The sequence below is a fragment of the Erythrobacter sp. S227 genome, assembly GCF_057364925.1.
In genome coordinates this window covers 2,907,391-2,925,982 of the sequence record NZ_CP200280.1, presented here as the reverse complement: position 1 = coordinate 2,925,982, position 18,592 = coordinate 2,907,391, and the positions used below count along the sequence as shown (strand labels likewise).

Genomic DNA, 18,592 nt, shown 5'->3' with positions numbered 1-18,592 from the left:
CAAAAAAACGAAGGGCTCGGCGCTGACCTAGGTTGCCATCGACCTGAAAATAATCATTCTGATGAACAATTAGCAGCTTGCGATGCGACCACTCTTCTCAAGCGCCGCAAGCGTATCATCTCGTGGCCAAAACCATGGATCATGACGAGCGAGGATCTGTAAATCATCAAGCACACCGCGAACCGTAGGTAGCGTTGCTGAGTACATTCCAAGCCGCGCTCTTGTCTCCCAAATCGAGATATAGCGAGCTGCAAATTGCTGGACCTCGCTGAGCTTGCAAAGGTATCTTCGACCTCTTTTATCGATGTTTAGAAGGTTGTTGTTTACCGACATTTCCTTAGCTGGTTTGCCGATGTTCAGAAACTCTGCCCATTCCGGCCCGCTCAGTTCCGATCTTCGTCTGAAATTTGGAAATTCGGAAAAAGAAAACTGCATTTTGCATATTGCCGGTGTGTCTTCGATCCGCACACGAAATTGATCGAACGCTAAGCTTGGCTCGACGCCTGGATAGACTTTCAGTTTGCCTTCAAGAATGGATGCGAGAAGAGGTGCCCACGGTTTGTCTCGTGCTCCAATGGCGGACATCACGCTTTTTATGGTGAGCAAGTCTCGACGAGGCCGTGCCTTACCCGCTAGCGCATAAATCTTCGCCAAAAGCCCGCGCAGCTCTGTCTTTCTAATAAATGGCCCCGCTGGCATCAGCGCCTTGGGCGTATCGCTCAAATCGTCGAGTAATCCGCAAGCTACCATTTGTTCGACAGCCAAGCTTGAGAGGCCAAGGGTACGCTTCGAGTGACTGATGGGCATGGTGTCAGCCATACGGTGTTCAATCGCTTCGAGGCTGTCTCCTCTGAAAAGCGTACCTCGCACTCCAGGCACTATGTCGGGCAGAAGGCGCAGGTGTCTCGCGTCTGTAAAAAGCTTCATTTTGATACCGAGATATTCGGCAGCCTCCTTATGGGTCAAAAACCCATGCTTGCGGCGATAAGCCTTATATTCGGCATTAAACTTGCTCTTGTTCACCCCGGTTCTTCGGTTGAGATCGTAACCAGTGTAATCAATCTGAGGTAGTTCAGCCAGCAACAAAGCACGAAACTCATTTGGTAGGTCCACACCGGCTGAATATGTTCGCAAATTAACTGCAAAAATGCAGCGTTCGATGATGCTCAAGACATCATTATCTGGAGATAAGAACTCGCGGATTTTATCTGGCCAAGACAGAAGGATGCGAAAGCCCGATAGGAATTTATCAATAGGAAGATGACCTGGCTGAAAGCCTTGTTCCCAGAAACCATCGCAGAGAATTCTGCGGCTTGGCAGCCCTGCCTGCATAAGGCGGCTGAGATGCGCGCCAGCTGAATAAATCTCTAAGCCTTCCATGTTCCGGAGGCTCGCCGGAAATTTGGCTCGTGCAGCATTGCAGACGGCGAGATCGCGAGAAAGCAGAGCTCCTACAATTTTTGCTATATCATGATGCTTCTCATCGACTACGTCGGTTCGATATTCTCGAAGATCTGCTGCACATCTGTGACAAAAAGGTATGGGTTGGGAGGTTCGCAGGGTTAAACGTGCGCGACAATCTGGGCAATGATCGATCAGCAGCTCAAGAGATTTAGGGCAGAACACGAGCTCTTTGAGCCCCCAAGACACTCGGTCGTAAGGCGCTTTTGCTAAGGACCTTGGAGAAACTTTGCGAAGACCGCCGCTAACACTGAACTTTCGATCGTCATTCATCAATAGGATGAGTCGGCTTTCCTCAATCCCGAGAAACTTCGCTAAATCCACCTTCTCTCTTGAAGACAGCCTTTCAGGCATATTCAGTGCGTCGGTGCTTAAAGCGAGATAGGATTTGAATTGGCCGTAACCGCCAATCAGATTTTCAGCGAGGCTGCGCCTAAGAAAGCCGCGGAAGCTCTCCTCTGGATATGGCGTAACTTGTAAGATCAGCGGTTTTATACCGGACGATAGCTCAGTCATAACTCACCCATTCCGGGGGCAGACTGCTCATGACCAAATACTGTCGGTGTGAAGGGATTTACATCGCAACGAACGTGAGGAATTGCCCACCTATCAACTGCCAGGGCGAGATCGCTCAGAGTAAGATGATCGCGGTTGTCGCAGCACGCTACATGAAGCGCGTGGTACAAAAGAATGTTGACGACCCCGAGAACGCCATTTGAAACGTAATGCAGTCCAACGCGGATGTGAGAATTCATCAGACCGGTCGGTTTCGACACGCACCCGACCTCTACCATGCGCTGATCGAGGCGTCCGCAATAGCCGCGAAACAGCTTTTGGTCCTCCTCAATTGTCGGATCTAAAGGCTTGAGTTCGACAGGCGGTAGCGATCGATTGATGAGTTGAGGATTTTTCTCGAAAATCGGCAGAGCTTCATCAGTACCAATGAAAGCCACTGGGGCATAACCTTCGTCGAGCACTCTCTTGAGCGCTTCCGAGACATCCCATGCCATAGCGGTGCTACCGCGCTTCAGCAGTTGTTGAGCTTCATCAAGGACAATTAGCTCAATCGGTAGTTTGTTCAGATATTTTATAGCGCGCCTTTTTACGTGATCCTCGGTTCCGTTCGGCGAAAAATCGTCGCCTATAGCAGTCAAAATATCGATCCAAAGCCGTTTGGGGGTGGCGTTTTGTTGCAGCTCGACGTGCAACACCGTGTGATCGTCATCATCCATGTTCCGAGCTGCTTTATAGCTCTCAACTGAGCGGGTCTTTCCGGAGAATGAGGGGCCCAAAATGCGGACGCCCTTGTGCCGTTCTTTTCGATCAGTTGTGGCTCGCTTCATGTGGCGCATGTAATCAAAGAGCCCATGGACCGCCTCGATCCTAGGATGCTGAATATGGATCTTCTTGAGTTTAATCTGCTTCTCGACAAGGACAGGTATCATGCGTGGATGAAGGTTCATGGCTAATCTCACCAATCAAGGTTGCGAAGGAAGTCTTCGTCAGATTCTGGTTCTGGAACACGACTTGACAAAACAGCTTGTGGCGGCGGTCTTCGCTCGGCGGGCTCATGTTTCTTCGACCGTTTTTTAGCCATGCGCGTGAATGCGCTCTCGGCAGCCATGCCTTTGTCCGAGCGATTGGCAATCGCTGGCGTGTTGGGAATACGATAGGGATTGCTTTGTGCCGGCACGCCCACGGCCAACGTATCTCCAGGCAAAGCATTGTCAGGCAGCTTCGCTTTTAATCGCATTGCGGCTTTACGAGCTTTGATGCGCATTTTTGGAGCGAGGGCCTCTACCCTGGTGCGCAGGCATTGCAGCGCTGCCATGCACTTTTCCTCGCTATGGAAATCCTCGTTTTCCTTTTTCAAAACCTCCAAAACCAATTTGTGCTGGTACAGGGACAGCCCTTCTGCGTATTCAGAATTGACTGCTCGCATGGTGTGATAGGTCGCGGTGGTCTGATCAAAAACCTCGATTGATCCCAAATTCATCGCGTTATATTTAAGTTTTATAGGCACTCTCGACGATTTCTTCTTTCGGCTCCTTACCGGGACGTGTTTAAAGTTGTTGTCGAGTATCTGTGTGATGCCCCCTTCATCGCGGTAGCGCAAATGCTTGAACTTCACACCATTTCGGTCGAGGCGTCCTTTATCTACAGTGCCGAGCGTGGCTGTTAAAAGGCTGTCATCATTCAAGACATTAACGCCATTCACTGCAGCCTTTTGCCAAAGCAAAGCTGGTGCCATTTCTGTCTCAGAATGCCTCTTATGGTGATAGAGGTTTACCGCTTCGTCGAGCAGTGCTTCTGCCTCTTCCAATGACAGGACTGCGTCTTTCGTTGGGTCGATATCGAACAACCTGCGGGTCTCAATATCAATGTCGACAGCGCCCGGAAGTTTGTGGATCAGAAGAGAATTGAGCGTACCAAAAATGCGTTCGCCAATTGATTTGTATTCAGGCGCTCCGATCGGCGCGAAGGTCAAGTCTATTCCTAAATCTGCAAGGCCATCTTTTACTGATCGTCCAATATTTTCCCACGCATTATCAACGACGAGCTCGCTCGCTTTACCGTAAATTCCTGCGCCGTAGGGAGCGTCCGAGAATAAGGTAGCGAGCCACGGCTTGGGTCGGTTAGCCATTTTAAGCGCTTCGCCGACTGACCAGATTTGAGGAGGCTCAAAAGATAGCTTCCAAGCCAGCAAGCACCTTGAATACACATCGATGATTGTGACCAACACCGGCCGTCCCATGGGTAGCCGCCGCTCGATGTCGAAAACGAGGATGTCATCGAAAACTGTGTGATCGAGGATGGTGGTTTGAAGGATAGTCGACGCGGACAACCCGGCTTTGACAGGGCCCCATTTCGCGTGCGCAGCCCGCTTCCCCCATTTCGCGATCCAGGCTTCTTTGCATTCAGCCGCGCGCACATAGCGTCTGTATGTCTCGTACGCTGGACTTTTTAAGATTGGACCTCCGCCTGAGCTCCTGATCGCGTTGCAGGTGCGCAGCATCCGGTTTAGGCGGGCATAGCCATCAGTAATAGAACGACTTTTGTGCGACCAATACCAGATCACGCACGTTAGCACGGCTCGGTTGACGAGCGGAGCGAACTTGTACGTTTTGCTGGCCCGCCCCGCTTGAGAGACCATATCGCTCATCCTGCGGTCGCCGATGGTGCCTCTGTGCTCTATCCATCGCCGAAGCGATGAAGCGCTCGGACGCCAATCCTCGACCTCATCAATGTGCCTCAATGCAGTCTTTTCAATGAAGGCATTGAGCGATTGGTTGCCCAGCGGAACAGGTGATTTGTCATAGCTTCGCACAAACAAGGCCCGGACTCGGGCATCAGGATCCAATTCCACCGCATCGTCCGCTGGGGTGAACTTGCGGGAGTTTGCGATCGCAGAACCTGCTCTATTGTGGATGACAAGCTCGCCTGTTGCTAAAACTGCTTCGACATCTCCCCACCGAGGAAGCCGGGAGCCCTCTCCTTCTTCAATCAGCCAGGGAACACCGGTTGGCAAGCGTGCGAACACAAGGCTTTGATCGCCGAGCTCTCGCTCAAAGACCATCTCCATTCCGCGGACATTGAGCATCGTTCCTGACTTAAGGGCAATCCGAGTCATGAGAACTGCTCCCACAGTTTGAAGCTCAGTGTAGAGTTGTTGGTCCTTTCATCGGCCTTTGATGCCCACAGCGCTTCGCGGCGCGCGAGATCGAACTCTATGACCAGTTGCCGTGCGAGATGCATCGCGCAGATTTTGGCATATCCACCTGGGTAGCCTCCTAGTTTGGTGGCAAGAGCTTCCACCCTAGCCCTGCCCTGACCGTCGCTAAGAAGGTCTTGCACCGCCAAGGTCTCCGCGGAGGTAAATGCAACACTGCGGTATGTGAGCAGACGCGAATGAAACTTGTTGAGGTGTGAATCGCGGGTGTAATCGCGCGCATTCAATCTGCGAAATTGCCAACCCATTTTGGCATAAGCTTTGGAGACAGCTTCACGAATTCGTTCACCCAGCACATCGAATGTCACGACGTGGACAGAGCCATCCGCACGGTCGTAGGCGGCCGTGGGAATGTAGGAGATCTTGATACCATCGTCGGCGAGTTGAAGCCGATGGGGGTACGTTCGATAGTCCATAACATCCGGATGACATTCCAAGGCTTGGACCAAAGCTTTTTCGTGATGTCGCACCCAGGGCATGGATACGCCTGCTTTTTGTGACGCAAAGCTGCCGGTAGGCATGGCGCGGCTCCCCACAAGCGAATTGCCTAACGGATGGCCATTTGGATGAACAAAAATTCTTGCGAACGCTCGCAAGGCATCGCTGCCGTATGAGGCATCAGCGATAGGAATAATTCTTATTGGCGCCGTAGACCCAGCGTTCATGTTTCTCTCCGTCATTGAAAAAAGCCGCGCGCAAGCGCCGCGCAAAGCACTGCGCGCTTGACAATTTCTGACCTTTTTGAGAAAAACGAAATGCAAGAGACGTTTGTCTCGAAAAGGTTCAGCCCAGCTTGGGCTGGGCCTTTTCTTTTTCGGTTGGGATGTTTGACTACATCATGGCTGCCTCCGTTGACCGATCAGGCCATAATTGTTGATGTGTCATGCCCACAGCCTCAGCCAGGACATGCTCGATACGAGCTGATTTCGACTGACCTTTCGAAACCAAGGATATCATAGAAACGGACACCTCGTTCTGGAGTGCCAGCTGCGTGAAGCTGATGCCCCGCGCTCTGAGGACTGCTTTGATCATGGCGTGGCGTTCGCTATCGCTAAGGCTAGCCATGGCACCATCTTTCGAGTTAGAATAACTAATAAATCGACTCGAAAGTACTAATATGTCAACAGCCATACAATTGCAAACGGAGGCTGGGTTTTCCGCCCATCGCCTCCGCGAAATGCGCCAGCACTTAGGCTTGACCCAATCGAAAATAGCCGAGCAATTGGGTGTCACGAGAGGCTCATATATCGGATGGGAGCAAGGATCATCGATGCCTCCTGCGAGCCTTCTTGGCGCTGTCGCTGCGCGGTTCGGCGCAAGAGCTGTTCTTTTCCTACTTGGTTTAGCTAGTCTGCTCGAGGGCGATCTGGGGAATGTCCAAAGCGAGGCAGGGGCCGCGCTCGCAGTCGAAGTAGAGAAATGTTTCGAGCGGACAGGGCTCCAGTTTAACGCTGGAGATGTCTTTGAGATGACGGTGCAGCTGCTCAAACTGCCAGAGGGCGATCGAGTTCAGCGACTTGCAGGTGTCGAAGATGGCCTTAATCGAGCACAAAAGGCAAAATCGAAATGAGCATTATTCCCTTCAAAAAGCGGAAAAAGAAAGACTCCATCGATCAACTTACCGATAGACTGGCGGAAGAACGCAGTTTTGAGAAGAATGTCTGGATGTGGTCCCCTTTGGCATTCCTCATTACCGGAATAGCATTACTGTTCATCGCAGTCGTCGCCAGTGACGCGCTAGGCGCAGCCGCATGCCTCGGATGCGGGCTTCTCTGCATCGCTTGCTATTTCTGGCCTTCAGTTGCGAGTGTAAGGCCAGACCGTCATTGGTGAGGCCCTAAAACAGGTGCCTCAAAATGCGGAATTGGAGCTATCCAAGAATGGCGCGGTTGGAGGGTGGAGTCATGCTGGCTCTCAACGAGAGGCTGGTACGAGAGCATGAGGTTTTCGAGGTCTACCTAGAGCTCGCCCTTGGGCTTTGCATAACGCCCGCAAAACAACCTGAGATAAAGAACCGCTATTCAGTACTGTTACAGAGCTGCGCTCAAACTAAGACATAGCGAGCAAATTTGAGGCCTTTGGAATGCCAAGGGGCGAACATATTCGCACACCAGCGGTGGTAGGGTATAGTTCGAAACTCACTAACGGCGGGCCAGCTGGGCCGGCGATCCATAGATCAACAGTAGACCCCATGTCGCATACGCTCGATGTGGGTTCTAACTAGCTGAAGACCGGGCCGCGTCTGCAGCAGATCGATCGGTTTATGCTTGTTCAACGCGACTGACGATGCATCGAGAAAGTTGATCACGGCCTTTTCTGATCCGAGAACTTCGAGCGCCTCTTCGAAGACCAAAGCGAATTGATAAATACGGCCGCTGACATATGGGTTCAGCCAACTTTTCGAGTCTTCCGATTCCGCCCCTTTCGTAGGCGCGGAGACGCTCTCAGAAGGAACGACCCGTTCGAAAAATACAGCGATCCAGCCATCGATCCTACTCAATTGAAGGACGAAACCCTTTTCTATGGCCTTGTGTACATCAAGCTCTGTTGCTGGCCGCTCGCCAGGAGGCATAACAGCGCTGAGCCGACTGCAAACGCGGTCAAGTAAATCGCTACGCCACAGGTTTGGTGTGTTCGACATTACCAATGAATAGCGACTATTCAGACTGATCGGCAATCCCGCTTTCTTCCGCAAACCGGCGACCAACTATTGGGGCAGCAAGCCGACCGGACGCTTTCTGCCTCTTTCCACCCGGCATTAGCCGGACCGCCAGTGATACAAGATATTCGATCCTCCCAAGTAAATTCGGCAAAGAGGTAAGCAAATCACAGATCGATAGGTCCGAGGCACATCGTCAAAAACTACGCTAGTGCATCATTTCAGACCGAGTGTTTCCGCTCGCGCAAGTGCGCGGCGAACGCCCTCGGCGGTCCATGTCAGTCCTCCTCTTGGTGTAGGCTCACGTAGATCTTCAGAAAGCCATCGAGCCAGAGCTCGAAGAGAAGTTTCGGGAAATGTCTCAAGTCGATCGGCCAGTAGTCGCGGAACACGATCATCAGACGGCAACCGGGGAGCTCGCTCGAGAATACGTGGATCTGAGTAGCCAGCCTCGACCAGTGCCCGACAAGCTTTTACGAGTGTGCGCTCTGAGAACGACCGCACCGGCGGCTGAATGGACCGAATTTGGCGCAAGACCACGTTCCAGGGGAAATGCGGTCGCAATCGCTCAACGGTAGGAAGCCAGCGTCGGCGCCCATCGATCAACTGATGTAGGTACCGTTCCTTCTGGCGGAGTTTGAGGTGGTTAATTGCATCGCGGTCTCGAGCAAGCATTCTAGGATTGCCTGGTTTGGCGCCTCTGTCACGGGCTGCATTGATGCCGGCTACTGTCCGCTCCCTAATCAGCGAGCGTTCGAATTCGGCAAAAGCGCCCAACATCTGCATCATGAGCATGCCCTGTGGACTGGATGTGTCGATCGGGTCGTAGATTGAACGGAAGTGAGCTCGTTTAGCTCTCAAACGTTCAACGATCTCGAGAAGATGCGCGAGCGACCGTGCCAAGCGGTCTATTCGCACAACGATCAGTGTGTCGCCCGGCTGCACTCGCTCTAGGGCCAAAGATAACTTGGGGCGATCACGCGATGCCCCACTTGCCTTATCTTCAAAGATCAACTCGCAGCCTTGACTTACGAGTAGATCACGCTGCCCACTCGTGTCTTGCTCTTCGGTCGAAACCCGCGCGTAACCAATTGAAACCATCGTGTCTCAAATCATCTAATGGGACGAAACGGTCGTTTGATACCGTTAGATAGAAATTCGGTCTAGGGGTCGCGTGCAAATTGATCCTGGCGCGGCAGGCTTCTCAGGGGGTTGGATTTTCGCTGAGACACCGGCAGAAACCCCTGCAAACGCGGAAGTTGCACTCTTACTGTGCATTGGTGTCAGTCTTGGTGTGCAAGAATATGGTGCTGGATGCCCCGTGAGGATTCGAACCTCAATTGACGGAGTCAGAGTCCGTAGTCTTACCATTAGACGACGGGGCAATAGCGGCGCGCCTCTAGCGTGTGCCTATGTAAGGGTCAAGCAAAGCGCGCTTTGGGTAGCGCTGGAGGGCGCAGGAGGGCTTTGGGAGGGTGGCTTAACTCCGTTTGTCCCCGCCCGGTTTTGCCTTTTTCCAGGCCCCCGCTTTCTTGTCGCCTCCAAACTTCTTGCCCGACACACCTTTACCAGGCCCGCCTTTACCCGGCCCGCCTTTATTGGACCCGCCCTTATTCGGACCGCTCCTGTCTTGACGGTCGAATTTGTGCTTGCCGCCAAACGGTTTGCCCTTTGCGGGTCCATCTTCTGATCTGAAGTCGGACGAGGGCCCTTTGCGTGGCTTGCCGCCCTTACCCTTGGGAGCCCACTCTTTTGCGCCCTCACCTTTCCCGCCATGCTTTGAGCGGAAGGGTTTGGCATGGACATTGGGGCCGCCAGACTTGCGATTGTTCCGCGCCTCCATGCGGGGGCCTTCGGCAGATTCTTCGATCGCGATGTCGTCCTGCTTGTCGCCGGTGTTTTCCGTCTGCTGCAATGTCCTGGCAAAGTCGCCAGCGACATTGCGCGGGATCTGGAACCACGTTTCATTGGGCCCAACGCGGATCGCACCGATTTCATTGCGAGTGATGCCCCCGCGCCGACAGATCAAAGGCAGTATCCAGCGAGGCTCGGCGTTCTGACGGCGGCCGATGCCCATTTTGTACCAGACGATATCTTCAAAGCCATCGCGGCGGCGATCCGCCTTGGCTTTCTCGTGAGCTTTGGGCGTGTTTGGCATCAATTCTTCGGGCTCGGGCATTTTGGCACGGTGCGCTTTCACCAATGCAGCCGCGATATCCTCTGGTGACAAGCGCTCCAGAAGTTCAGCTGCAATTGCCCGGTCGTCATCCTCATATTCTGACGGCGCGGTGAGCGTTTCCATAAGCCGCGAATGATCCTTCTTCCGGATCATTTCGGGCGTTGGTGCGCCAAGCCACTCCGCTTCGATTTTCGCACCGCGAAGCATGCTTTCAAGGCGGCGGCGGCGACTAAACGGTATCAGGATCGCAGCGGTGCCTTTTTTACCAGCCCGGCCTGTGCGGCCAGAGCGGTGCTGAAGGGTTTCCGCATCGCGCGGAGCCTCCGCATGGATCACAAGGCTCAGCGAGGGAAGGTCGATCCCGCGTGCAGCAACATCGGTCGCAACGCAAACTTGCGCGCGCCGGTCACGCATCGCTTGAAGCGCCTGGTTGCGTTCTGACTGAGAGTGTTCACCAGACAGGGCAACAACGCCAAAGCCCCGGTTTTGCAGCGTCGCGTGAAGCCGACGAACGCTATCGCGGGTCGCGCAAAAACAAATCGCTGTTTCCGGATCGTGGTAGCGCAGCAGATTGACTACTGCTTTCTCGATTTCAGATGGGCCTACGGTGATCGCCTGATAGCTGATATCGCCATGGCCGCGGTCTTGGCCCGCGAGGGAAAGTCTTAGCGCATCGCTTTGATAACGCTCTGCCAGACGCACAATTGCGCGCGGCAAGGTGGCAGAGAACAGGAGTGTTCGCCGTGTGTCAGGCGCTGCATCAAGGATTTCTTCCAGATCATCACGAAAGCCCATGTCGAGCATTTCGTCCGCTTCATCGAGCACCACGCCCACCAATCCTGACAGGTCGAGGGAGCCGCGATTGAGGTGATCCTTCAAACGCCCCGGCGTGCCAACCACGATGGCCGGGCCAGAGCGCAAATTGCGACGCTCCTTGCTCGCGTCCATGCCGCCAACACAGGTCGCAATGCGAAGGCCGACCTGTGCGTAAAGCCAGCTGAGCTCGCGACTGACCTGCAAAGCAAGTTCACGTGTTGGTGCAATCACGAGGGCCAATGGCCGCTCGGTGAGAGGAGTGCCGCGAATTTCGCCAAGCAGTTCGCCAGACAAAGCGAGACCGAAAGCAACCGTTTTGCCTGATCCTGTTTGGGCAGAGACAAGCAGGTCGCGCCCTGCCGCTTCCGGGGCGGTAACCGCCGATTGGACGGAGGTGAGTTCGGTATAGCCGCGCTGGGTCAAAGCCTCGCCCAGCATTGGCGGTAGTGTTTCAAAAGACATAGTATTTCGCTTGGGGTTAGCGCGCGGGAAATCCGGCGCGCGAGAGTTGATGTGGGGATGAGAAAGGCGCGATCTCGGCACTCAACTCAAACGGGCAATAGCCAACGCTTTTGCCACCCGTGCGAGCCCCATAGCGATAATGCACCGCTTTGGCTTCCTTTATTTTGCAGGTGCGAAGGCAGAGCGTCACTTGCTCTTGCCTGCCTCATCGTTTAGCTTCGTCCCCAAGTGCCGATGCATGTTGCGCATTCGGTGAAATGAAAGAACGATTTATGGCGGATACGCTTCCGCCGGACGACAATAAAAGAGCTGGCAAAAGACGGAGCGGCAGGTCCGGCAAAGTAGCCGATTTTCGGTATAAACGCTCTAGCCAGCAAAATAATCCGGCCCCCAAACGCGGTGGGCAAAAACGCGCCAATCAAGCGCGGGACGGCGCCGCCAAAGGCGGGCAAAATTCCAAATATGCGAAGGCCGACAATGATGTTGGCAAGAAGCCTAATCCCGCCCGGCAAGGTCGCAAGCCGGCCAATCGGCGCTCTTCCGCAAATCCCCCGCGCGCCAATGCGAAGGGCAGGTCTGACCCGGCAGTGCGGCATGGCAAGCCTTCGTCGATGGCAGGTGGCTACAGGTCAGGCGAAGCATATGCGGCGCTGGACCTTGGAACGAACAATTGCCGTTTGCTGATCGCACGGCCTTCGGGACGTGACTTTACCGTAATCGATGCCTTCAGCCGCGTGGTGAAACTTGGCGAGGACCTCACCACGACAGGGCGACTGTCCGATGACGCGATGGAGCGCACCATGGGCGCGCTTGCCGTGTGCGCCGATAAATTGCGCCGCCGCAATGTGCGGCTTGCCCGATCGGTCGCAACCGAGGCCTGCCGCAGGGCTTCCAATGGCGAAGCTTTCATTGAACGGGTGCGCCGCGAAACCGGCATCGCGCTCGATATTATCAGCGCCGAAGAAGAAGCGCGCCTTGCTGTTCTTGGTTGTCATATCCTTCTGGAAGCGGGCGAAGGCCCTGCGGTGATCTTCGATATTGGCGGGGGCTCAACCGAGCTCGTGCTGCTCGAGCCGGGCGAAAAAATCCCTCACATAATCGATTGGCAAAGCGTCCCTTGGGGCGTCGTATCGCTAACCGATACGGTGGGCGTGATCGAAGACAGCACCCTTTCGCCAAGGGAAGCGCGCCTTGCCCGCTATAGCGAGATGCGCCGCGTGGTCTCTGAAAGCTTTGCACCGTTTGCCGGGCGGATCGCCAAGGCCGCAGAGCAAGAGGACATCCGCCTTCTGGGAACCAGCGGAACCGTGACAACCCTTGCCAGCCTCCATCTGGAGTTGCCGCATTACGACCGCAAGGCGGTGGACGGTTTGATCGTCCCCTCCATTTCGATGCGAGAAATAAGCGAGCGGCTTTCCGGCATGTCCCCTGACGAGCGCAGCCAATTGCCCTGCATCGGCAATGACCGTGCGGATTTGGTGGTGGCAGGCTGTGCCATTCTGGAATCGATCCTTGATCTGTGGCCTGCTGAACGGCTTGGCGTTGCCGATCGCGGCATCCGCGAGGGCATTTTGCGCAGCATGATGGCAGCAGAGCTTGATGGCGGGCCCTCGCGCCAGCCATCGCACGGTACAGGGTCAAACCAAGACGAAAACAGGGCAGCGGGCTAAGACTATGACACGATCAGGCCGCAACCCCGAAAGACGGGTCAAAACCGCCAAAAAGCGCACCGAAAGCTCAACCCGCTGGCTGCAGCGGCAGCTTAACGACCCATATGTAAAAAAGGCCAAGGCAGACGGTTATCGCAGCCGCGCGGCTTACAAGCTGATTGAGCTGGACGAGAAATTTGGCCTGATACGCGGATCAAAACGCGTGGTCGATCTTGGCATTGCTCCGGGCGGGTGGAGCCAGGTGGTCCGCGCAAAGGCTCCCAAGGCGGAGATTGTCGGCATCGACCTCTTGCCGACCGAACCAATCGAAGGCGTCACCATCTTCGAGATGGATTTCATGGACGATGCAGCGCCAGCGAAGTTGGAAGATGCGCTTGGCGGGCCGCCCGATCTGGTAATGTCGGATATGGCCGCAAACACGGTCGGCCATAAGCAAACCGATCACCTACGCACGATGGGCCTGGTCGAAGCGGGCGCTTGGTTTGCGGTGGAGACGCTCGAAAAAGGCGGGGCCTTTATTGCTAAAGTGCTTGCCGGGGGGACCGATGCCGATCTGCTCAATTTGCTAAAATCGCACTTCAAGACGGTAAAGCATGCAAAACCACCCGCGAGCCGCAAGGACTCATCGGAATGGTATGTTGTTGCTCAAGGGTTCAAAGGGCGCGATTGACACGCGCCCTGGCGTACAAGCTTAGCTGGCCGCTGCTTCTGCGGTTTCTTCCGAAGTCACGTCGGCAGCCTCTTTTCCTGCCTCACCCTCGGCAGTCTCGTCAGCCACAGGCACTACTTCTTCTTCGACAACCGCCACGAACTCGGGAACAGGTAGGTTCGAACCGTAGGTGTTGAGGTACAGCGCAATCGCTGCGCGGTCCTCAATCTTCGAGATACCGGCAAAGCCCATGCTCGTGCCGTCGATATATCCGCGCGGGTTCGCAAGCCACTCGTTCATCTCTTCCCAACCCCAGGTGCCGCCTGCACCGGTGAGAGCAGATGAATAGCCAAACCCTGCATTGTTGCCAAAGCCTGCGCCCATTACGCCATAGAGGTTTGGCCCAACGCCATTCGCGCCGCCCTGCTCAATCGAGTGGCAGGCTGCACATTTGGCAAACGCCTTTTCGCCATCGGCAGGCGTTACTGTTGCGAGCGCCTCGGCAAAGCTGATTTCAACCGGCCCACCACCATCTTCCTCAGCGCCTTCGATCACATAACCAAGCGTCTCGGGACGCTCTGGCTTGTCAGCGTGGAAATACTTCCCGCTCAAAATCGAAAGGCCAAGGCCAAGGCCTGCTGCGAAAAGCACCCAGCCCGCAGCCGTGTTGAAAAGATCGCCTGATCCAGCGTCGCTATCTGACATATTTGAGTTGTCCTGTGTCATCCCGGCGCCCCCATAAAGTGGCCTTTGTCACTGTGCAAGATGAAACGCATCATCATATGGTGCATGAATTACAATACCTCATGGCACAAGTCGGTCCATAAATTGGTAGCCTGGTCCCTAAGGCTTGCCACTGATAGGCGCGGGCGATAGCACTCGGCGCCGATATGATGGATTTCCCAGAACTTGCGCTGCCAATTGTGAGGCAGCTGCGCGATGCGGCCAGTGTCGATCCTGCCAATGCGATTGCATTTCAGGGCTCGCCAGGGGCCAATTCCCACCGCGCAGCATCAGAAGCGCGGCCCGACATGGCGCCGCTTCCCTGCTATGGTTTCGTCAATGCGCTCGAGGCGGTTAAGTCGGGGGAAGCTGGCCAGGCCATCATTCCGATCGAAAACTCTCATAACGGGCGCGTTGCAGATATTCATTTTCTGCTTCCGGAAAGCGGCCTGTCGATTGTGGGTGAGTATTTCTTGCCGATCCATCATGCACTGATGGCCCCTGCACCGCGCAAGGGTGAGCCTCCGCACAGTCTCGATTCGATCAAGGCGGCCTACAGTCACCCGCAGGCCTTGGGCCAATCGCGCCACTTCCTTCGCGAGCACAATATTGCACCGCTCAACTTCATCGATACAGCGGGCGCTGCCGCGCATGTCGCAGAGCTTGGCGATCCGGCCATTGCCGCGATTTCTCCAGCGATCTCCGCCGAGCTTTACGGACTTGAGATTGTGCAGGACCACGTCGAGGATGCGGTCGACAATATGACGCGCTTTGTCATTCTTGCGGACAAACCGACATTCCTTTCGGTCGATCCGGCCAAACCGGCGATGACGACCTTCATCTTCGAGGTGAAGAACATACCGGCTGCCCTTTACAAGGTGCTTGGAGGCTTTGCGACCAACGGGGTCAATATGACCAAGCTGGAAAGCTATCAGGTGGGCGCAAGCTTTTCGGCGACGATGTTTTACGCTGATATTATCGGTGTCCCGGGTGATCCGGCGGTTGATAGAGCGCTTGAAGAATGCGCGTTTCATTCCAAGGAATTGCGTATTTTGGGCACCTATGAACAGGCCCGCAAACGCGGCTGATTTATCACGTGAACGCGTTCTATTTTGAAAATGGTTTGAATTAGTATGCTTTCGCATGCGGAAGTGTGTTGCTTGCGCTGGCCTGCCATGCCACGACTGTCAGCGGGATGGCGATTACTTCTCCGACAAATACGCAACCACCAGAGGCGAGCGCGGCAGGCGGGCCTGCGCAAGAAAGCGTGCCTGCCCCCAATGGCTGGCGCGAAGTGCGCAATGATCCCGATATCCAGTTTGACGAATTCGCCATGGCCCCGCCAGAGGTTCGCGAGCCTGGATGGTTTGACGACATCTTTCGCGCCATCGGTGAATTCCTAAGCTTGGTCTTGGGACCGGTTGGCGAGTTTCTGGCTTTCAACTGGAATATTATCCAGTGGGTGCTTCTGGGACTGCTCGCGGTGTTTGTCCTCTATTGGATTGCACGCAGCGTCGGGCCTCTGGCGCGGTCGCGCGCCGAAGCCAAGGCAAAGGCAGCAGCGGGCAGCGATCCCGACTGGCGGCCGAGCGAGGAGGAGAGCATGGCGCTTCTCGAAGATGCCGACCGGCTTGCTGCAGACGGGCGCTTTGACGAAGCAACCCACTTGCTTCTCAAACGCAGCGTCAGCCAAATCGCCACCACACGGCCCGATTGGGTGGACCCGAGCAGCACCGCGAGAGAACTCGCCGCAATCCCGGCATTGTCAGCCCCCGCCCGCAGCGCATTCAAAACCATTTCCGAAAGGGTCGAGCGCAGCCTGTTTGCATTGCGCAAGCTTGATCGAAACGACTGGGAAGCAGCGCGCTCTGCCTATGCCGACTTCGCGCGCCAATCCATTGAGAGCAAGCAGGAGGCATCCGCATGAGCGGCGCAATCGCTTCTCCGACAAGCTCTAGCGGGCGTACAGCCAATCCCTTCGGCAAAGGCGCCGTTCTTGCAATTCTGCTTGTGGGCTTTGGCGCGTTTGTTGCGATGCTTTACTTTATCGGGGCAGGTGATACCGGCGGCGACCGGGGAACCGGACCTGCCCATGCCTCGTCCAATGCAATCCACGGCTTTTCAGGGCTTACCCAATTGCTCGAGGCAAACGGGTACGAAATCGAGAAATCGCGCGAACCGGGCGGGTTGGAAACATCAGACCTTTTGGTCCTGACACCGACGCTGAACACCGATCCGGAAGAATTCGAGAAAATTCTTGATGAGCGCCAGTATCAAGGCCCCACTTTGGTGATCTTGCCCAAATGGTATGTGACAAGACCGCGCGGAGAGATCGCCGAAGCAGACGAGGACCGCGTTCAGGATGACTGGGTGCAATTGATATCGGCCGAGCGGCCAAGATGGACCAGTGAATTGCTCGGTCCCTACACGCTGGAAGTCGCTACAGAGCCAGACACCTCTGGTAGTGCACCTCGCTGGGGCGGACTAAACCTCAAGGGAGAACTGCCCACGCCTCCTTTCTACGCCGAAAAAGACGATGATCACGAAGCTCTGGTTATCGACAACAGAGGTCGAAGCCTGGCCCTCAATGTCATTGGCCAGCCGGGCACATATTTCTATGACGAAGCGCATTTCCTGACCTTCGTCATAGAACCCGATCTGATGAACAATTACGGGCTTGCCGACCCCGCCAGAGCAGCCCTTGCGCTCGCGATTGTCGAACAGGCCGGGTATGAAGAGAAGCGCGTCACCTTCGATATGACACTGGTTGGTCTTGGCGGATCGACCAATCTTCTCACCCTTGCTTTCCGTCCGCCGTTTCTGGCCGCAACAATCTGCCTGATATTGGCGATGCTTATCGTGGGTTGGCGGGCATTCTTGCGGTTTGGGCCGGTGGCGGCGCGCGCGCACGAAGCGCGGTTTGGCAAGGCGCAATTGGTCACCAATGGCGCGGGCCTGATTGTGCGCGCAGGTCGCCTGCGTCTTCTCGCAGATCCTTATATCGCGCTGATCGAACGCAGGCTTGGCCGCGCCTTGGGTCTTGCGAAACCCGATGCTGCGGCAATCGATCTGGCTCTTAAACAACGCCTGCCACACGAAGAACCCTATTCGAACCGAGTGGCAAGATTGCACAATGCCACAAAACCAGCCGAGGTCGTGCGCGCCGCGCAAAGCCTCAGCGAACTTGCTTCCAAGACGACAGGAAAATCCAGACGATGACCACAAGCGAAACCCCTTCGGGCGCAGACCTCGCCAATGCGGCTCCTTCAAGCGCGGTGATGTCGCTTGATGATCTGCGTGCCCTTGCAGACAGCATTCGCGCCGAAATCGGCAAAGCAATCGTCGGTCAGCGAGACATGGTCGATCAATTGCTGGTTGCTCTGGTCAGCCAGGGCCACGTCCTCCTCGAAGGGCCTCCAGGCACGGCGAAGACTTTCCTGGCGCAGGCGTTTTCCACTGCATTGGGGCTCGAATTCGGGCGGATCCAGTTTACGCCTGATTTGCTTCCGGGCGATATTCTGGGTTCGAACCTGTTCAACTTTCAAACGAGCCAGTTCACTCTCACGCGCGGCCCCATCTTTTGCGAATTGCTTTTGGCTGACGAGATCAACCGGACGCCTCCCAAAACGCAGGCCGCCCTGCTTGAAGCGATGCAGGAACGGCGCGTGACACTGGACGGGGAAACCCACCAATTGCCGCCGCGTTTTATGGTGGTGGCAACGCAAAACCCGATCGAGAACCAGGGCGTCTATCCGCTTCCCGAGGCGCAATTGGACCGCTTCTTGTTCAAGCTTCTCGTGCCCTACCCCAGCGAAACCGACGAAGCGCGGATCGTCACCAACTTCGGATCACGCCAGGGGCCACAGCATCCAGCCGACCTGGGCGTGAGCGCGGTTACCAATGCGCAAACGCTTGCAGCTGCGAGCGCGGCACTGTCGCAGGTGACTCTCGCCGATGAAATTGCCGGATATGTTGTGCGCCTTGTGCGGGCGACCCGCGACCATGCGGATTTGTCCGTTGGGGCCTCGCCGCGCGCTGCCGTGATGCTGGCAGGGGCCGCCAAAGCGCGCGCTGCACTTGAGGGACGCGATTACGTGATCCCTGACGATGTGAAAGCGCTGGCTGTGCCCGTCCTGCGCCACCGTCTGACCCTTAGCCCGGCGGCCGAGATCGAGGGCCGCGATGTGGAGGCCCTGGTCGCAGAATTGATCGAGATGACTGAGGCGCCGCGGTAATTACCCTC

17 protein-coding genes and 1 tRNA gene are annotated in these 18,592 nt (G+C 55.6%); 8 read left to right on the top strand and 10 right to left on the bottom strand.

Features of this window, described 5'->3' with window-relative positions; translation table 11 throughout:
* Positions 1 to 69 precede the first annotated feature (69 nt).
* From AC0V6Q_RS13970 to AC0V6Q_RS13950, 5 genes are all read right to left on the bottom strand, one after another.
* Complete coding sequence (locus AC0V6Q_RS13970) at positions 70 to 1,977, bottom strand: hypothetical protein (protein WP_486168986.1); 1,908 nt, start codon at positions 1,975 to 1,977, stop codon at positions 70 to 72.
* The gene (locus AC0V6Q_RS13965; RefSeq protein ID WP_486168985.1) at positions 1,974 to 2,924 is read right to left on the bottom strand and encodes a TniB family NTP-binding protein; all 951 of its coding nucleotides are present in this window, start codon (positions 2,922 to 2,924) and stop codon (positions 1,974 to 1,976) included. Before AC0V6Q_RS13965 ends, AC0V6Q_RS13970 begins: the two co-directional genes overlap by 4 nt.
* 8 nt (positions 2,925 to 2,932) lie before the next feature.
* Entirely contained in the window at positions 2,933 to 5,092 is a 2,160-nt protein-coding gene (locus tag AC0V6Q_RS13960) for a hypothetical protein (RefSeq protein WP_486168984.1), read from the bottom strand.
* Positions 5,089 to 5,856 (bottom strand): hypothetical protein, encoded by a 768-nt coding sequence (locus tag AC0V6Q_RS13955; RefSeq protein ID WP_486168983.1) that lies wholly within the window; start codon positions 5,854 to 5,856, stop codon positions 5,089 to 5,091. Before AC0V6Q_RS13955 ends, AC0V6Q_RS13960 begins: the two co-directional genes overlap by 4 nt.
* 166 nt (positions 5,857 to 6,022) lie before the next feature.
* A complete protein-coding gene (locus AC0V6Q_RS13950) occupies positions 6,023 to 6,223 on the bottom strand; it encodes a helix-turn-helix domain-containing protein (protein WP_486169317.1) in 201 nt (66 codons plus the stop codon).
* A gap of 85 nt (positions 6,224 to 6,308) precedes the next feature.
* Here AC0V6Q_RS13950 and AC0V6Q_RS13945 point away from each other — a divergent pair, with 85 nt between their 5' ends.
* Together AC0V6Q_RS13945 and AC0V6Q_RS13940 are read left to right on the top strand one after the other, a co-directional pair.
* Positions 6,309 to 6,761: a helix-turn-helix domain-containing protein gene (locus AC0V6Q_RS13945; protein WP_486168982.1), complete on the top strand. Its 453-nt coding sequence runs from the start codon at positions 6,309 to 6,311 to the stop codon at positions 6,759 to 6,761.
* Positions 6,758 to 7,024 carry a hypothetical protein gene (locus AC0V6Q_RS13940; RefSeq protein ID WP_486168981.1) on the top strand — a complete coding sequence of 89 codons (267 nt, stop codon included), beginning with the start codon at positions 6,758 to 6,760 and terminating at the stop codon, positions 7,022 to 7,024. Before AC0V6Q_RS13945 ends, AC0V6Q_RS13940 begins: the two co-directional genes overlap by 4 nt.
* A gap of 343 nt (positions 7,025 to 7,367) precedes the next feature.
* Here AC0V6Q_RS13940 and AC0V6Q_RS13935 read toward each other — a convergent pair whose 3' ends face one another.
* From AC0V6Q_RS13935 to AC0V6Q_RS13920, 4 genes are all read right to left on the bottom strand, one after another.
* A complete protein-coding gene (locus AC0V6Q_RS13935) occupies positions 7,368 to 7,832 on the bottom strand; it encodes an antitoxin Xre/MbcA/ParS toxin-binding domain-containing protein (protein WP_486168980.1) in 465 nt (154 codons plus the stop codon).
* A gap of 234 nt (positions 7,833 to 8,066) precedes the next feature.
* Positions 8,067 to 8,951: a recombinase family protein gene (locus AC0V6Q_RS13930; protein WP_486168979.1), complete on the bottom strand. Its 885-nt coding sequence runs from the start codon at positions 8,949 to 8,951 to the stop codon at positions 8,067 to 8,069.
* Between the two features lie 210 nt (positions 8,952 to 9,161).
* Positions 9,162 to 9,235 (bottom strand) — tRNA-Gln (locus AC0V6Q_RS13925).
* 95 nt (positions 9,236 to 9,330) lie between these two features.
* Positions 9,331 to 11,307, bottom strand: coding sequence for a DEAD/DEAH box helicase (locus tag AC0V6Q_RS13920; RefSeq protein WP_486168978.1), 1,977 nt, complete (start codon positions 11,305 to 11,307; stop codon positions 9,331 to 9,333).
* Positions 11,308 to 11,579: 272 nt separating this feature from the next.
* On the opposite strand from AC0V6Q_RS13920, the gene AC0V6Q_RS13915 reads away from it, so the two are divergent.
* Both AC0V6Q_RS13915 and AC0V6Q_RS13910 read left to right on the top strand, forming a co-directional pair.
* Complete coding sequence (locus AC0V6Q_RS13915) at positions 11,580 to 12,977, top strand: Ppx/GppA phosphatase family protein (protein ID WP_486168977.1); 1,398 nt, start codon at positions 11,580 to 11,582, stop codon at positions 12,975 to 12,977.
* Positions 12,978 to 12,981: 4 nt separating this feature from the next.
* The gene (locus AC0V6Q_RS13910) at positions 12,982 to 13,647 is read left to right on the top strand and encodes an RlmE family RNA methyltransferase (RefSeq protein ID WP_486168976.1); all 666 of its coding nucleotides are present in this window, start codon (positions 12,982 to 12,984) and stop codon (positions 13,645 to 13,647) included.
* A gap of 21 nt (positions 13,648 to 13,668) precedes the next feature.
* Here the strand turns inward: AC0V6Q_RS13910 and AC0V6Q_RS13905 are convergent, their stop codons facing one another.
* Complete coding sequence (locus tag AC0V6Q_RS13905) at positions 13,669 to 14,331, bottom strand: c-type cytochrome (protein WP_486168975.1); 663 nt, start codon at positions 14,329 to 14,331, stop codon at positions 13,669 to 13,671.
* 185 nt (positions 14,332 to 14,516) lie between these two features.
* Between AC0V6Q_RS13905 and AC0V6Q_RS13900 the strand changes: the two genes are divergently transcribed.
* From AC0V6Q_RS13900 to AC0V6Q_RS13885, 4 genes are all read left to right on the top strand, one after another.
* Positions 14,517 to 15,437: a prephenate dehydratase gene (locus AC0V6Q_RS13900; RefSeq protein WP_486168974.1), complete on the top strand. Its 921-nt coding sequence runs from the start codon at positions 14,517 to 14,519 to the stop codon at positions 15,435 to 15,437.
* Positions 15,438 to 15,544: 107 nt separating this feature from the next.
* Entirely contained in the window at positions 15,545 to 16,276 is a 732-nt protein-coding gene (locus AC0V6Q_RS13895; RefSeq protein ID WP_486168973.1) for a hypothetical protein, read from the top strand.
* A complete protein-coding gene (locus tag AC0V6Q_RS13890) occupies positions 16,273 to 17,568 on the top strand; it encodes a DUF4350 domain-containing protein (protein ID WP_486168972.1) in 1,296 nt (431 codons plus the stop codon). Before AC0V6Q_RS13895 ends, AC0V6Q_RS13890 begins: the two co-directional genes overlap by 4 nt.
* Before the next feature lie 59 nt (positions 17,569 to 17,627).
* On the top strand, positions 17,628 to 18,584 hold the full coding sequence (locus tag AC0V6Q_RS13885) for an AAA family ATPase (RefSeq protein WP_486169316.1): 957 nt from the start codon (positions 17,628 to 17,630) through the stop codon (positions 18,582 to 18,584).
* Positions 18,585 to 18,592: the final 8 nt, after the last annotated feature.